Source organism: Leisingera daeponensis (genome assembly GCF_019801465.1).
Lineage (GTDB): Bacteria > Pseudomonadota > Alphaproteobacteria > Rhodobacterales > Rhodobacteraceae > Leisingera > Leisingera daeponensis_A.
The window spans coordinates 163,325-179,265 of sequence record NZ_JAHVJA010000007.1 but is presented as its reverse complement, the minus strand read 5'-3'; the positions used below and the strand labels follow the sequence as shown (position 1 = coordinate 179,265).

At 64.8% G+C, this 15,941-nt stretch carries 10 protein-coding genes; 7 read left to right on the top strand and 3 right to left on the bottom strand.

Going from position 1 to position 15,941, the window contains the following annotated elements; genetic code table 11:
- Nucleotides 1–5: 5 nt before the first annotated feature.
- From KUV26_RS15765 to KUV26_RS15740, 6 genes are read left to right on the top strand one after another with little or no spacing between them, the layout of a single operon-like run.
- A complete protein-coding gene (locus KUV26_RS15765; protein ID WP_222509026.1) occupies nt 6–1,022 on the top strand; it encodes a glycosyltransferase family 2 protein in 1,017 nt (338 codons plus the stop codon).
- Nucleotides 1,019–5,578 (top strand): MupA/Atu3671 family FMN-dependent luciferase-like monooxygenase, encoded by a 4,560-nt coding sequence (locus tag KUV26_RS15760; RefSeq protein WP_222509025.1) that lies wholly within the window; start codon nt 1,019–1,021, stop codon nt 5,576–5,578. The genes KUV26_RS15765 and KUV26_RS15760 overlap by 4 nt, the downstream gene beginning before the upstream one ends.
- Entirely contained in the window at nt 5,575–6,264 is a 690-nt protein-coding gene (locus KUV26_RS15755) for a 4'-phosphopantetheinyl transferase (RefSeq protein ID WP_222509024.1), read from the top strand. The genes KUV26_RS15760 and KUV26_RS15755 overlap by 4 nt, the downstream gene beginning before the upstream one ends.
- On the top strand, nt 6,261–7,199 hold the full coding sequence (locus KUV26_RS15750; protein ID WP_222509023.1) for a hypothetical protein: 939 nt from the start codon (nt 6,261–6,263) through the stop codon (nt 7,197–7,199). Before KUV26_RS15755 ends, KUV26_RS15750 begins: the two co-directional genes overlap by 4 nt.
- Nucleotides 7,196–9,700, top strand: coding sequence for a hypothetical protein (locus tag KUV26_RS15745; protein WP_222509022.1), 2,505 nt, complete (start codon nt 7,196–7,198; stop codon nt 9,698–9,700). The genes KUV26_RS15750 and KUV26_RS15745 overlap by 4 nt, the downstream gene beginning before the upstream one ends.
- Nucleotides 9,697–10,533, top strand: coding sequence for a glycosyltransferase family 2 protein (locus KUV26_RS15740; RefSeq protein ID WP_222509021.1), 837 nt, complete (start codon nt 9,697–9,699; stop codon nt 10,531–10,533). Before KUV26_RS15745 ends, KUV26_RS15740 begins: the two co-directional genes overlap by 4 nt.
- Before the next feature lie 126 nt (nt 10,534–10,659).
- Here KUV26_RS15740 and KUV26_RS15735 read toward each other — a convergent pair whose 3' ends face one another.
- A complete protein-coding gene (locus tag KUV26_RS15735; RefSeq protein ID WP_222509020.1) occupies nt 10,660–11,868 on the bottom strand; it encodes a glycosyltransferase in 1,209 nt (402 codons plus the stop codon).
- A 235-nt stretch (nt 11,869–12,103) separates the two neighbouring features.
- Between KUV26_RS15735 and KUV26_RS15730 the strand changes: the two genes are divergently transcribed.
- Entirely contained in the window at nt 12,104–13,474 is a 1,371-nt protein-coding gene (locus tag KUV26_RS15730) for an oligosaccharide flippase family protein (protein WP_222509019.1), read from the top strand.
- A 130-nt stretch (nt 13,475–13,604) separates the two neighbouring features.
- Here the strand turns inward: KUV26_RS15730 and KUV26_RS15725 are convergent, their stop codons facing one another.
- Both KUV26_RS15725 and KUV26_RS15720 read right to left on the bottom strand, forming a co-directional pair.
- Entirely contained in the window at nt 13,605–14,855 is a 1,251-nt protein-coding gene (locus KUV26_RS15725; RefSeq protein WP_222509018.1) for a DUF874 domain-containing protein, read from the bottom strand.
- 114 nt (nt 14,856–14,969) lie between these two features.
- The gene (locus tag KUV26_RS15720) at nt 14,970–15,896 is read right to left on the bottom strand and encodes a CpsD/CapB family tyrosine-protein kinase (protein ID WP_222509017.1); all 927 of its coding nucleotides are present in this window, start codon (nt 15,894–15,896) and stop codon (nt 14,970–14,972) included.
- Nucleotides 15,897–15,941 lie beyond the last annotated feature (45 nt).

The window sequence follows — 15,941 nt, the reverse complement described above, 5'->3', positions numbered from 1 at the left end:
CCGATATGGCCCAGCAGCGCGTCCTCATCATCCTGTTGAATTACCGCACCCCGGAGATGACCCTGCAATCCGCCGAAGCCGCGCTGCGCGAGCTGGACGACCTGCCGGGAGAGCTGCTGATCATCGACAATGGTTCCGGTGACAGCTCTTACACGCAGATACGCAGGGCGGCCGAGGCCCGCGGCTGGCTCGATGGCAACAAGGTCCGGGTAATCGCATCACCCGTGAACGGCGGCTTTGGTGCGGGCATGAACATCGGTTTCAAAACCGGCCTCGCGGACGGCAGCACACCGGCGTTCTACTTTCTCTTGAACTCCGACGCCTTTGTTCAGGGCAGCACCATCCGTACGCTGAGGGATTTTCTGCTGGAGCGTCCGGGTGCCGGGCTGGCCGGGTCGTTTGTGCGCGGCACCGATGGCGCGCCGCATCGTACCGCCTTCCGCTTCCCTTCCATCGCGGGGGAGTTCGAGGCCAGCGTCCGCACCGGCCTTTTCACCCGCCTGCTGAAACCCTGGGTGGTCGCCATGGAAATGCCGCAGGCAGAGGTGCAGGTCGACTGGACCGCCGGTGCCAGCCTGATGATCCGCCGCGAGGCGGTCGAGGCCGTGGGCGGGTTTGACGAAACCTTCTTTCTCTATTTTGAGGAAACCGACCTGTGCCGCCGCGCCGCCCGGGCGGGCTGGCGCACCCATTACGTGCCCGCCAGCGAAGTGGAACATATCGGCTCCGCCTCCACCGGCATGAAGGGATGGCAACGCACTCCCGCGTACTGGTTCGACTCGCGCCTGCATTATTTCATCATGACCCACGGCCGCGCCTACGCCGCTGCTGCCACTCTGGCCCGCATGTGTGGCAGCCTTCTTTATGGCCTGCGCCGCCTGATCCAGAATAAGCCGCAGGCAGATCCGCCGTATTTCCTGCGTGACCTTTGTCGTCACAGTCTGCGCGCGCTCCTTGCGCCGGGCCGCGCATCACCAAATGAAACGCGCCTCCCTTCTCCGCTTGCAAAGGAGCAGAAATGACCGCATTCACCTGTGCCCTGATCGGCAATGAATCCCTTCTGATCGGCTGTGCGGATGCGCTGCTGGCCCGCGGCCACCTGATCCGGGCGGTGGTTTCGCAGGACGCGGACATCCGTGCCTGGACCGTAGACAAGGGACTGGAGCTGCTGGATAAACCCGCCGCCCTTTCCGGCGGGTTCGACTGGCTGCTGTCGATTGCCAACCTCACAGTGATCCCCGATGAGGTCCTGGCCCTGGCCGCCAAAGGCGCTGTGAACTTCCACGACGGTCCGCTGCCGCGCTACGCGGGCCTCAACGCGCCTAACTGGGCGCTGATCAACGGCGAGGCGCAGCACGGCATCACCTGGCACCTGATCGAAGGCGGCATCGACGAAGGCGATATCATCGCCCAGCGGATCTTCGATATGGCAGAGGATGAGACCGCCTTCAGTCTCAACTCCAAATGCTACGCCGCAGCGATGGACAGCTTTGGCGAGGTCGTCACCCAGCTGCAAACCGGCGACCTGAACCGCCGGAAGCAGGACCTGAGCCAGCGCCGCCTGTTCAAGCAGTCCGACTGCCCGGCGGCAGGTGGAATGCTTGACTTTGCCCGCCCTGCGGCGGATTTGGCCCGGCTGGTGCGGGCACTGGATACCGGTGGATACTGGAACCCACTCTGTACTGCCAAAATGCGGATCGGGGAAACAGTGGTTCTGGCCGGGTCTGCTGCGGTAACGGACGGCAGCGGCGCTCCCGGCACCGTGCTGGAGACTGCCACGGGCAGCGTGAAAATTGCCACCGGGGACGGCACCCTCACACTCTCCCGCCTAACAACACCTGGCGGCCAGCCGCTGGACGTTTCCACACTGGTCAAAGCCGGAGACCTGATTCCCTCCCTGAGCGCATCAGAAGCCGAAGCCATCACCGCGCGCTTTGCAGCGGTTAGAGGCGGCGAAAGCCATTGGCGCCAGCGGCTTGCAGCAATGCAGCCGGTGCAGGTGCCGCTGGCCTCGGATGCGGGTGGAAGCGGCTCCATTCGCCGGGAAATTCAGATGCCCGCCGGTCTCAGCGAAGAACATGTAGCTGCGGCCGCGCTTGCCTTTGCCCTGCTCAGCGACGGCGGCGAAACCGTGGATGTAGCGCTTTCCATGGAAGGAATGGAAGGCCTGCCCGGCCTGATCTCATCTTGGGTCCCCTTGCAGGTCCGACGGCAGGACAGCGTTGGGGCCCTTGTGGAACGCACCGCACAAGAGATTGGCAAGGCGCGGAAATTCGGCGGCTTTGCCGAAGACCTTGCAGCCCGCGATCCGGAGATTTCGGCTCAGGCGAAGCCTGGCATTGGCCTGATGCTCGGCCGTGAAGCATCAATCGAAGGCTGCGCCGCCACTGTAGCATTTACCGCTGACGCCTTAGCACTGCACTGCGACGCGGCTGCCCTGACACCCGACGCTGCAAGCCTGCTGACCGCTCGGTTCGAACTGGTGCTGTCCGCCATCGCCAAGGACTCAAACCGTGCGGTTGCAGAACTGCCGGTCCTGCCCGAAGCTGAGCGCAAGCTGCTGCTGGAAGACTGGAATCAGACTGCCGCGGACTACCCCGCAAACCTGACTATCCACGCCGCGTTTGAGGCGCAGGCGGCCAGGACACCGGACGCCACTGCGCTGGTGTTCGAAGACCAGAGCTTCACCTACGCCGAAGTCAACGGCCGCGCCAATGCGGTGGCCGGGCGCCTGCGTGAACTGGGTGTAAAACCGGGGAGCCATGCGGGCATCCACATCCGCCGCGGGCCGGAGCTGGTGTTCGCAGCGCTTGGGGTGATGAAAGCCGGGGCCGCCTATGTGCCATTGGACCCCGCCTACCCTGCCGACCGTATTGCGCATTATATCGCAGACAGCCAGGTCCAGGTGATCGTGACGCAGGGGGCGCTGGCGGGCAGCCTGCCTGCTTCGGACGCGCAAGTGCTGGACATCGAAACAGTCCCCGCGGGGACGAGGGAGAATTTCGCGGGGGGCGCGACCGGCAGCGATCTGGCCTATCTGATCTACACCTCCGGCTCCACTGGCCTGCCCAAGGGGGTAATGGTCACCCATGCCAACGTCTCGAACTTCTTTGCCGGAATGGATCAGCGCATCCCGCATCAAGCGGGAGATGCCTGGCTGGCAGTGACCAGCCTCAGCTTCGACATTTCGGTGCTGGAACTGTTCTGGACCCTCACACGCGGCTTCAAGCTGGTGCTGACGAGCGACGAGAGCCGGCTGGAGCTGTCCAAGGGGCCGGTTGCCCTCAGCGGCCGGAAGATGGACTTCAACTTGTTCTACTGGGGTAATGACGACGGGCCGGGGCCGCAGAAATACCATCTGCTGCTGGAGGGCGCCAAGTTTGCGGACCAGCACGGGTTCAACGCCGTCTGGACGCCGGAACGGCATTTCCATGCCTTTGGCGGGCCTTACCCGAACCCGTCGGTCACCGGCGCCGCCGTCGCTGCGGTGACGCAGAACCTCGGCGTGCGCGGCGGATCATGCGTCGCGCCGCTGCATCATCCGGCCCGGATTGCAGAGGAATGGGCCGTGATCGACAATTTGACTGCGGGCCGTGCAGGCATCGGCTTTGCTTCGGGCTGGCAACCGGATGATTTTATTCTGCGGCCCGAGAACACGCCCCCAGCGAACAAGCCTGCCCTCTTCGAAAGCATTGAAACAGTTCGCAAGCTCTGGCGCGGCGAGGAGGTTGCCTTTCCCAGAAAGGAGGGCGGCGAACACAGTGTCATCACCCAGCCGCGGCCGGTCTCCAAGGAACTGCCGGTCTGGGTCACTACCGCAGGCAACCCGGAGACCTGGCGCGAGGCCGGGGCGATTGGGGCAAACGTGCTGACCCACCTGCTGGGCCAGAGCATTGACGAGATTGCGAGCAAGATCCGCATCTATCACGCGGCCCTGCGCGAGGCCGGGCATGACCCTGCGGACTTCAAGGTCACCCTAATGCTGCACAGCTATCTTGCACACACCCGCGAGGAAGCCCGGCGGGTGGCACGCGAGCCGATGAAGGACTACCTGCGCTCCGCTGCCGGGCTGATCAAGCAATACGCTTGGGCCTTCCCCGCGTTCAAGAAACCCGAAGGGGTGAAGAACCCGTTCGAGATGGACCTGGGGATGCTCTCGGAGGAGGAACTCGAAGCGATCCTCGATTTTGCCTTCGAGCGTTATTTCGAGGACTCGGGGCTGTTCGGCACCATCCAGGATGCCTGCCAGCGGGTGGAGCAGCTGAAACGGATCGGGGTGGATGAAATCGCCTGCCTGATCGACTACGGCATCGCGCCGGACGTGGTGCTGGAAGGGTTGAGACCCTTGGCAGACGTGCTGCGGCTTTCGAACGCGCCGCAAGAGATGGCGGAGGATGATTTCTCGCTGGCAGCTCAAATCGTGCGCCACGGAGTCAGCCACATGCAGTGCACCCCGTCAATGGCGCGGATGATTGCCGCCGATGCGGACGCGAGCACTTGTCTGGGCCATCTTCAGCATCTGCTGGTGGGCGGCGAGGCGCTGCCCGGCAATCTGGTGCAGGCTTTGCTGGAAGCGACGCAGGCAGAAATCCACAACATGTACGGCCCGACCGAGACGACGATCTGGTCGACGGTGGAGAAAGTCTCCGCCGCCGCGGGGACATCGGGGATCGGGACGCCGATTGCCAATACGCAGGTTTACGTGCTGGACGAAAGACAAATACCTGTTCCAGCCGGGACACCGGGCGAGCTGTACATCGGCGGCGCGGGTGTCACCGAGGGGTATTGGCAGCGGGAGGAACTGACCTCTGAACGGTTCGTCAACGCTCCGTTCGCTGCGGGTCGTCTTTACCGCACCGGTGATCTGGTACGCTGGACGGCGGGTGGCACGCTGATGTTCCTGGGCCGCACCGACCATCAGGTGAAGATCCGCGGCCAGCGGATTGAACTGGGCGAAATCGAGGCCGCACTTGCGGCGCAGCCGGGTGTTACCGGCGCGGTTGTGGTGCCGCGCGGCGCGGCCGGCAGCGAGCAGCTGTTTGGATACATCACCGCCTCTGGGCCGGTGCAGGAGGACGCGCTGAAACAGGCGCTGGCAGCCCGTCTCGCAGAGGTGATGGTGCCGTCGCGTATCATCACGCTGGAAGCTTTCCCGCTGACGCCGAACAAGAAAATCGACCGCAAGGCGCTGCCCGATCCGCAGCCCGCGCAGGCTAATGCTGCACCGGCTGTACCGCCTGACGCAGGCGCGCAGTCCAGAATCGCGACGGTCTGGAGCCGTATTCTGGGCGTAAGCGGCATAGGCGCACAGGACAATTTCTTTGCCCTTGGCGGGCATTCACTGCTGGCAGTGCAGGCACACCGGGAACTACGTGAGGAACTCGGCACAACCGCCCTGTCGATCACCGATATCTTCCGCTTCCCGACTCTTTCCGGACTGGCGGCCCATATAGAGGGGCTTGCAGGCACCCCGGCGAATGCGGAACAACAGCCCGAGGCAACCGCAGCCCCTGACCGGAACGATATGATGTCGAAACGGCGGGCAATGCGGGCAAACCGCAGGGCTCGGACCGGATGACAGACAGACACAGCAGATTGACCGAGCGGCTGGCCCTGGTCCGGCCGCTTTTTGCCGCCAATGTCGCGCTTGCAGGTGCGGACCCGCTGGGCACGCCCGCAGAACCGCTGGCGGAGGAAGCGGCAGGGCTGTCGCCCAATGCGGTGAAAAAGCGGCGCAACGAGTTTGCCGCGGGCCGCGACGCCGTGCATCAGGCGATGCGGCAGCTTGGTGTTTCGCCTGCCCCGGTGCAGGTCGGCAGCGATCGGGCGCCGGTCTGGCCTGCGGGGCTCGTCGGCTCGATCACTCACACCAAAAGCTGTGCCATGGCAGTGCTCGCCCGGGAGGGGGAGGTGCAGGCCTTGGGGGTCGACGTGGAGGAAGACACCCCGCTGAAGGCCGAACTGCTGCCCGCGATCTGCTCTGAACGCGAGCAGGCCTGGCTGCGCCGACAGGACAATCCGGGGCAAATGGCCAAGGTGATCTTTTCTGCCAAGGAGGCCGCCTACAAAGCCCAGTACACGCTGAGCCGTGCGTTCTACGGCTTTGACGGGATGGAGCTGGAACTAGATCTGGCAGCGAGTGCCTATCAGGCGTTTTTCACCGCGGACCGGCCGCCGTTTTTGCGTGGCGAAGCGGTTGGCGGGCGCTTTGCCGTTGGCGCGGGGCTGATCATGACCACGGCGGAAATCCGGGGGCGCGGATGATGGGACGGCGCGGTTTTCTGGCCCTAAGCGCTGCCGCCGGAACGCTGGGTCTGATAGTGTTTGCGACCCGCGGCCGGTCTGTTCCTGTGCCGCCGCCGCTGAGCCCACCGGGCGGGCCGCTGAAGGTTTTCCACCTGGGCCATTCGCTGGTCGGGCCGGACATGCCGCACATGCTGGCGCAATTGGCGCCGGAAGGGCATGGCTACAACAGCCAGCTGGGGTCCGGCACACCGCTGAGGGCGCATTGGGAGCCGGGGGAGGATATCCTCGATTTTGAAACGACCAACCGCGCACCGGCCTTCCGGGATGCAAAAGAGGCCATCGGTTCGGGGGAATACGGTGCGGTGGTGCTGACTGAAATGGTCGAGCTGCGCGACGCGGTCAGGTATTTCGACGCGTCCAAGTATCTGGGGAAATGGGCGAATCTGGCCCGGGAGGCTGCACCGCCGCCGCGCCTGTACCTTTATGAAACCTGGCACCGCCTGGATGACCCCGGCGGCTGGCTGGCGCGGATAGATGGCGATCTGGAGGCGCTATGGATCGGCAAACTGCTTGGACCGGACAGCCGCCGCAATCCCCGGCACCCGGTTTACCTGATCCCCGGGGGGCAGGTGATGGCAGCGGTTGCCCGGGCGGCTGAAGCCGGAGATATTCCTGGACTGGCTTCACGTGAATCGCTGTTTGCGCGCGCGCCTGCCGGCGAGTTGGACACGATCCATTTCAATGATCTGGGTGCCTATATTGTTGCCCTGACCCATTACGCGGTTCTGTACCAGCGCGCTCCCGTGGGCTTGCCGCATCAGTTGCACCGTGCGGATGGCACCCCAGCGCAATCGTTCAGTGCGGAAACAGCCGCAAATGTGCAGAAAATCGTCTGGGACGCCGTGCGCAGCTGTCCCCGAACCGGCATCAGCGGAGGGGAGACGCAGGCATGAAGGTGGAGGCGCTGATCACTTCTGTCGTGATGATCGGCCATTCGCTGTTCGGCCAGGACAACCCGCAGATGCTGGATCAGCTTCTGGACACACAGGCAGAGGCCACAGTCGAAGCGCAGATCATAAATGGCGCCCCGCTCAGCTATAACTGGCAGCACAGCGGCAGTGCGGAAGGCGTTGATTCACGTGAAAGGCTGACGCGGCACGCCGATGCGGTGATCGTGACCGAGGCGATCCCGCTGGCCAATCACCTGAAGTGGAGCGATACCGAAGGCGCCGTCACCCGGTTTTATGAGCTCGCACGGGCTTCAAACCCTGACGTGGACTTCTACCTGCAGGAAACCTGGCACAGTCTGGACAGCGGCACCGGCACCGCGGTGCCCTTTGACGACGGCGCGGATGTGCCTTGGCGGCAGCGGCTGGAACAGGATCTGCCGCGCTGGCAGGCAGTCGTGGCAGAAGTCAGTGCTGCTACAGGCGGCAATGTCAAGCTGCTGCCTGCAGGCCAGGCGATGGCGCGGCTGGATGATGCTATTCAAGCCGGCACAATGCCGGGGCTGAGCAGCATCCGCGATGTCTTTGCCGATGATATCCACCCCAATTCCACCGGCTTCTACTTCCTGGCTCTGCTGCAGTTTGCGGTTCTGACCGGAGAAGTCCCGAAGGGCCTGCCGCACCGGCTGACGGACCGCTGGGGCAAGCGCTATTCCGCGCCCTCGCCGGAACTGGCCGCGCGCCTGCAGGACATTGCCTGGGCTGCAGCACAAGGGGAAAGTGCGCGCACGGCTGCGCTGCCCAAGGATCCCGTGCCACCACCGCAGGAACCGCCTCTGCCCGTACTGAATGCAGCGATGCTGGACGACGCTCCGGCCTTACCGGGCAAGGCCATGCGCCAGCCTGTCGCCATAAATCTGGCAGGCATTGCCGATTGGAGCACCCAGGCGCCGTTTCTGGATCACTTCAAGACCGCGCGGCCCTGGATCGGCCATCTGCCGAAGCGCTGGGGCGGCGCGGATCACAACGATTTGCTGGGAGCCGGTTACCTGGACCCGGCAGGCTGGCCTACTGCGATCCCGCCCGAGCTGAGCTCGATCGGCACAGTGATCCTCACCGACCTCCCAGAGGAGGCGGTGTCGCTGGCGGGCCGCTACGTGCTGCGGTTCGAGGGGGAAGGCATTGTCGAGGTTCTGGGCCGGGCGGAAAATGTCCGCTATGGCCAGGGCGAGGTGCGGTTTGACTTCACCCCCGGCCCCGGCCCGGTGGAGATCCGCATTCAGAGGATGGGCCGCGGCGGCAACTACGTTCGCAATATAACCGTCGTCAAGGAAGAGCATCTGGCGGCCTTTAACGGCGGCGGTTTGTTCAACCCGCTTTGGCTGGAGCGCCTGGACGGTTTCGCCGCCTTGCGGTTCATGGACTGGATGGCCACCAACGACTCGGAACAAACCGGGTGGGAGGACCGGCCGCTGCCCTCCGATTACACTTGGGCGCAAAAGGGCGTGCCTGCGGAGGTGATGCTGGCGCTCGCCAACAGGCTCGGTGCCGATCCCTGGTTCAGCATGCCGCATATGGCGGATGACAGTTATGTCCGGCAATTCGCGCAACTGGTAAACAGCCGGCTGGATGAGGATCTGCGCGCTTATATCGAGTATTCCAACGAGGTCTGGAATTGGCAGTTCCGGCAGGCCGCCTGGGCCGAGGCGCAGGCACAGGCCCGCTGGGGCAGCGAGAATCTATGGATGCAGTTCTACGGCGGCCGCGCGGCGGAAGTCGCGCAAATCTGGACCGACGTGTTCGGCGATGGCAGCGAGCGGCTGGTGCGGGTCATTTCTTCGCAGACCGGCTGGCTGGGGTTGGAGGAGCAGGTGCTTGAGGCTCCGCTTTGGAAGGCCGAGAAGCCGGAGCGCCGGGCGCCTGCTGCCTACTTCGACGCCTACGCTGTAACCGGCTATTTCGGCGGTGTGCTGGGGCTGAGAGATCGCGCCGGTCAGCTGCGCGCCTGGATCGCCGCCAGCCGAGAGCAGGCGCAGGCGGTGGCGGCAGAGCGCGGCCTGTCTGGCCCCGATGCATCAGAATTTCTGGCGCGGCACCAGTACGATGCGGCCAGCGCCCAGGCCGGGGCGGAACTGCGGGACGGGCTGATCTCTGGCGATGCCGCTGACACGCTGACCGACCTTCTGGGAAGGGTGCTGCCCTATCACGCAAAGGTCGCGCAGAAGCACGGGCTGGAGCTGATTATGTATGAAGGCGGCAGCCATGTTGTCGGCATCGGCCCGATGGTGGAGGATGAAGCGCTGACCGGCTTCTTCATCCATTTCAACTATACCCCCGAAATGGGGGCGTTGTATCAGGAGCTGCTGGCAGGCTGGCAGGCGCTAGGCGGAAGGCTGTTCACCGCTTATGCGGATGTCGGAGCGCCCGGGAAATGGGGCAGCTGGGGCGCCTTGCGCACCTTGACCGATCAGAACCCGCGCTGGGACGCCCTGGAGATGGTGAAATGAACCCGCGCGTGTCGGTGCTGATCCCCGCTCATGACGAGGCGGAGTACATCGAATCCTGCCTGCAGGCCGTGTTTGCTTCCGATCCGCTGCCTGCTGGCCTGGCAGGGGAAGTGCTGGTACTGGCCAATGGCTGTTCCGATGCAACGGCGGCGCTGGCGCGGGCCGTCCCATGCCCGGATGGCTGGCAGCTGCAGGTTATGGAACTGCCGGAGGGCGGCAAGCTGGGAGCGCTCAATGCCGGTGATGCAGCAGCGCGCGGGAACATCCTGATCTATCTGGATGCGGATGTGCTGGTTTCGCCCGCGCTGATCCCGCAAATCGCGGAAACTCTTGCGGAAGATACCCCTCTCTATGCCAGCGGCCGCCCTCAGGTAGCCCCGGCCCGGAGTGCACTGACCCGCGCCTATGCGCGGTTGTGGACGCGGCTGCCGTTCTTTACCAGCGGGGTGCCGGGGTTTGGCGTCTTTGCCATGACACGCGCCGGGCGGCAGCGTTGGAGGCATTGGCCGGACATCATCGCCGACGACATTTTTGCCCGCCTCAATTTCGCCCCGGAGGAGCGGGTTCAGGTACCGGCTGGCTACACCTGGCCGATGGTGGAGGGCTTCCGGAACCTAGTCCGGGTCAGGCGGCGGCAGAATGCCGGGGTGGCCGAAATTACTGCCCGCTATCCTGAGCTTGAGCGGAACGAGGACAAGGGGCAGCCGGGCACGGGAACCGTGCTGCGCCTGCTGCTGAACGATCCGGCGGGGTTCCTGACCTACGCCGGGGTGGCACTGGCGGTGAAAACCCCGATGTTTGCCTCGCGTACCCGCTGGACCCGCGGCCGTTAACCCTGATGGCCACTGAGAGGCGCTCCCGCATCCGCAATATGCGCAGGCGGCGCCAGGTCACGCTTGCCAGCCTTGGTAGAAGGGCAGTTTCCGACGCGCCGGCTTGAAGGCGCGAGGCCCCGGCCGCTATCCCCCGATGGCACTGCGGAAATGGGCAGCCAATTTCCCGGCCTCATTGGCACTGTCGTGACGCTCCAGCACCCGGTCGCGCCCGGCCCGCCCCATGGCGGCAAGCTGCTCCGGTGATGTTTGCGCCAGCGCCAGCACGGCCTCTGCCAGCGCGGCTTCATCCCCCGCAGGCACGAGCCAGCCGGTTTGACCCTGCACCACCAGTTCCGGCGTTCCGGCAATGTACGTCGCGATCACCGGACGGGCGGCTGCCATCGCCTCCATCACCACCATCGGCAGACCCTCGGCAAAGGAGGGCATCACCAGCGCGTGCGCGCGGGCCAGTTCCTGCCGCACCCCATCCTCTGCCAGCCACCCGGTGAGCGTGATATTCCGTTGCAGCCCGTGCTCTGCAATTGCCGTTTCCAGATCCGGGCGCATTTCTCCGTCGCCGATCAATGAAAGGTGCAGGTCCGGGATGCGCCCTACCAGTTGCGCCATCGCGCGAAGCAGCACCATCTGGCCTTTCTGCTCGACAAACCGACCAATTGCCGCCAGCCGCAGCGGCCCCGGCGGCAGCGGTGCGGGTTCAGCGAAACGGTCCGGTTCGATGCTGCAATGCACCACCTTCAGACTGTCCCATTTTCCGAAAGCAGCCCAGCGGCTCAGCTGGCTTTTTCCGAAACTGCTGACCGCCACCGTGAAGGCCGCGCGGCTGATCTTCTCGCCCAGCGACAAGGCATGCGGCGCATCGAACTCTTCCGGCCCATGCACGGTGAAGCTGTAGCCGGGGCCGCCAAGCTGCTGCGCCAGCATCGCCACCGCGGCGGAATTGGTGCCGAAATGGGCGTGCATGTGCTGCACGCCTTCCGCCGAGCAGCGCTGTTTCACATGGGCCGCCTCTGCCAGATAGATCAGGTGACGCAGGTTGCCTTTGTCCGAGTCCCCCGCCAGCTTAAGTGCCAGCCGCAGCGCGCTCCCGAACCGGACCGGCGCCGCCGCGGCCTCCCGCGCGAGAGCGGCCAGCAGGCGCACGGGACCGGCCTGCAGCACGTATTCGGTGCGCGCGGCCTCCGCCTGGTCGCCTGGGTCAGGCAAGGCAGCACAGGACGGCCGCATCGCAAAGCGGTGGATGATGAAATCCTGCCGTTCCAGCGCCTGCAGCTCACGGCGGATGAAACTGTGCGACGGCTGCGGGTAAGTATTGAGGACGTAAGCTATTTTCAACGCGGACAATTCCAGCAGAAACGATTTCAGCGGCAGGTTAGCCGCCCTGCCGCGCCTTGCCCAGCACCTCTGGCCGCTTGTTGCCCGGCCGTGGGCAATGCAGCACAGGCAACAGAACTGTTCCAAGATTCCGGTCCGCTGCACGGCCCGGGCGCGGCTCCGGCACGGGCTCAATTGACGCCCTTGTCCTCCCCCCCTAGCCTGCGGATCCGGACAACGGGAGTGCGACAAGGACATGCAACGGGTGGTGACGTTTTTCACTGGCCAGGGAATGGCGGCGCGGGTGCTGCGCTCGGCTTCCTGGCTGATGCTCGGCTATGGCGGCAGCCAGGCCCTGCGACTGGCGTCCAACCTGATCCTGACCCGTATCCTGTTTCCTGAAGCTTTCGGCCTGATGGCGCTGGTCACAGTCGTGACGGTGGGGCTGTCGCTGTTTTCAGATGTCGGCATCGGGCCATCGATTGCCCAGAACAGGCGCGGCGACGACCCGGATTTCCTGAACACCGCCTGGACCATCCAGGTCATCCGCGGCTTTGGCCTGTGGTTCCTGACCGCATTACTGGCCTGGCCTGCGGCTGTATTCTACGGCGCGCCTGAGCTGCTGGCCTACTTGCCGATTGCCGGCGCCGGTCTGGCAATCGCCGGTTTCAACCCGACCCGGATCGAGACCGCGCACCGGCATCTGCTGGCGGGGCGCGTCACAGTGCTGGACCTGGGCGGCCAATTGGCCGGACTGGCAGTGATGGTCGCGCTGGCGCTTGCCACCCAGTCGGTGATCGCACTCGTGCTGGGCGGGGTGATCCAGGCCGCCGCCAAGCTGGCACTTTGCCATTACGGGCTGCCAGGGCCTGCCAACCGCTTGCGCTGGGAAAAGGCCGCCGCCGACGAGCTGATCCGCTTCGGCAAGTGGATCTTTCTGTCCACTGCCTTCTGGTTCCTGACCTCGCAAGGCGACCGGGCAATTCTGGGAAAATTCGTCTCCCTTGATGTGCTGGGCATATATAACATCGGCTATTTCCTGGCGAGCTTTCCGATGCTGCTGGGCCATGCGGTGAACCAGCGGCTGATGATCCCGGTCTACCGGGACAAGCCCGCACGGGACGCGCCCGGAAACCTGCGGCGGCAGCGGCAGCTTCGGAGCGCGCTGACAGCGGGGATTCTGGGATTGCTGCTGGGAATGGCCTGGACCGGGCCGTGGCTGGTGCAATTCCTATATGACGACCGCTATGTGCAGGCCGGACCGATGGTCGTTTTGATCGCACTTGCGCTGTCACCTGCGGTGATCACCATGACCTATGACCAGGCCGCTCTGGCAGCGGGCGATAGCCGGGGCTTCTTTTTGTTCTCTGCCGCCCGGGCCTGCGCGCAAACTGCATTGTTTCTGTGCGGAGTGGCCTGGTTCGGACTGGCTGGCGGGATAGCGGCGCTGGGGCTGGCGATGCTTGCAGCCTATCCGGTCCTGGTGCGGCTGGCACGCCGGCATCACGTGTGGGACCCGCTGCATGATGCGGGCTTTGCGCTGCTGACCCTGTCCATTGGTGGAGCTGCGCTGCACTGGCATTGGGTAGAGGTATCCGCAATGGCAGCTGCACTAGGGGCACCCTGACCTGCAAAATACGCAGGACACACAGGATCTGTATAGCCGCGGCAGCTCCGTCCCGCCAGCGCGAAAGCGAAGTGCACAGCCTGCCTGCCAAACGGCAGCCCGGCTGATGCGAGCCTTTAAAAAGAGGAACTCAAGCCCGGCGCCGGAGCAATCCGAATAGTCCGCGGCGCGGCGGGCGCGTGTCCATTTCCGGGATCGAGACCACAGGCACAAGGCCGGTTTCCCGCTCCATCTGGGCAGCAGTACGCAGCACCGGGTGGCGCAGCTCCATCAGGAAGGCGGCCAGCAGAGCAATGACCAGGCTGGCCGCCGCCCCCATCAGTGCCTTGGTTTTGCGGGCGCCGGTCACAGGATAATCCGGCAGCGGCGCTGGCTCGATCACCGTCAGGCGCTCGGCCTGATGGCTGGTTTCCAGCCGGAACCCGACCTCGGCCTCGTTGCGGCGGGCGGTCATTTGCGCCAGCTCCCCCTGCAGCTGCTCCATGCGGCGTTCGTAGGCCCCCAGCCTGCGCTCCACTTCCGGAGTGGTCTGCAGAGAGGCCTCGAGCGCGGTCTTGCGCTGGCTCAGAAGTGCCTCCTGCGCATCCAGCGTGGCCAGCCGCTGCTCCGCCTCTTCCTGAAGGCGCCGCGCGGTGGCAGGACGTTCGGTCGCCTGAGCCTGATCGGCGGCACGGCGGATTTCAATCCGCTCGCGGGCGATCTCCAGCAGGCCCTCGTTCATCGCTGCGATCTCGGCCCTGCGGAATTCGATGGTGCCGGGCAGGGTCACATCGTTTTCAATGCGGTAGGCGGCGACCTCGGCCTCCAGCGCCGCAACCTGATCCGCCAGAGCAGCTTCCTTTTCGGCAAAAAAGCTGAGCGTTTCGCGGGCCTGGTCTATGCGGTTGGCGATGCTGAGTTCGATCGTACGGCGGCCAAACTCGCTTGCGACCTGCTGCGCCTGATCAGCCGTGGGCATCCGCGCGGTGATTGTCAGCACCGAGATTGTGCCGTCGTCGGCAAAGCCCTCGCGGGCGGCAGCAACGCCGGTGATCTGCACCGCAGTGCGCAGCTGCACCACCTTTTGCAAGTCAGTCAGGGCCTCTTGATCAGCATAAAGGCCGAATTTCTCGATGATTTCCAGCAAGGTGCCCCGCGCCATCAGGCGCTGCTCTATCAGCTGCATGCGCCTGGCAGAGGAGCCTTCGACAGTGGACTTGGCCAGCTCACCCGCAATCTGCGGCTGCGTGATTTGCAGCACCTCGGCGGTTTCGTATTCATGCTGCTGGCTCGCGGCCAACCAAAGGGACACGAGACAGCCAAGAACAAATACGCAGGCTATGGTGAACAGCCTGCGCCGCACCATGTCGAGAAAATCACCCAGAGAATAAATCGGCCCCATTTGTCTGCTCTCATGCTGCCGGGGTGTCCGGCCCGTCCCATTTCTGCCGGCCTCGCATACGCCGCCGCCCGGCTATTAACCATAGCAACCGGGCTAAACTATGGCGGTTATACATCAGAGAAGCGAACTGTCCGACTTGCGTGCCCGGTTCAGCACCACGCCCAGAAGCTGAGTGTGGCCCGCCAGCATTTTTTCGCAAGCCGCCAGCTGCGCGGCAGTGGTGCTGGTGCCGTCCGAGATAATCAGCACCCCGTCAACCTGCGGCAGAAAGGCGGCGGTGTCGTCATGTTCCAGCACCGGCGGCAGGTCGAACAGCGCGACATCGGCCCCGCTGCGCAGCATCAGGCCGTCCAGGGTTTCGATGCATGTGCCGCTGTGCAGGATTTCAGCCGCATTCTGGTCTGCCGCGTTGTTCAATCCAACCGCCAGCGATGGCAGCGGCCTTAGCAGGTGCTCCTCCATCAGCACGGTGCCGGACAGGACGCCGGTCATGTTGGCCGGTGCCTGCAGCCCTAAGGCACAGGCCACTCCCGGGCGGCGGAAATTCATGTCCATCAGCACTGTACGGCTGCCTGGAACCCGGGCCAGGCTGAGCGCCAGGTTGACCGCCGAAAACGTAGTGCCGCAACCCGCTGCCGGGGCCGTCACGGCAACCCGTTTCCAGCCCCGTGCCTTCAGGGTGTGGAGGAGGCGGGTGCGCAGGAGGTCAAAGGACTTGGCCGCAGGCGCGGTGCGGAACCGGCTGACCAGGGGCAGGCGCGCCTCTTGGTGCCCGGCGCCGTCAAAAGGAACCTGGCGGATACGGTCCCAAGGTTCCGGCAGGGTGGCCGGGAGCAGAGACGGAGCAGCGGACGCAGGCACAGCCAACCGGCTGCCCCCCTCCGTATCAGCGGTAAAGGGAGTGGCTGCCGCCGGGGCACGGCGGCGGCGGAACCGCTTGAAGCCTTGCTCGGTCATACCGTCCTTGTCGTCCTTCCGTGTCTCGCGCGGGCCGCGCAGCGGTCCGGCACCGATGGCCTTTGATGGTGCAAAATGCTTCACAACCGTGCTCCCTGCAATGGCCGGCCGATCCGCTGCCTTTCTCCC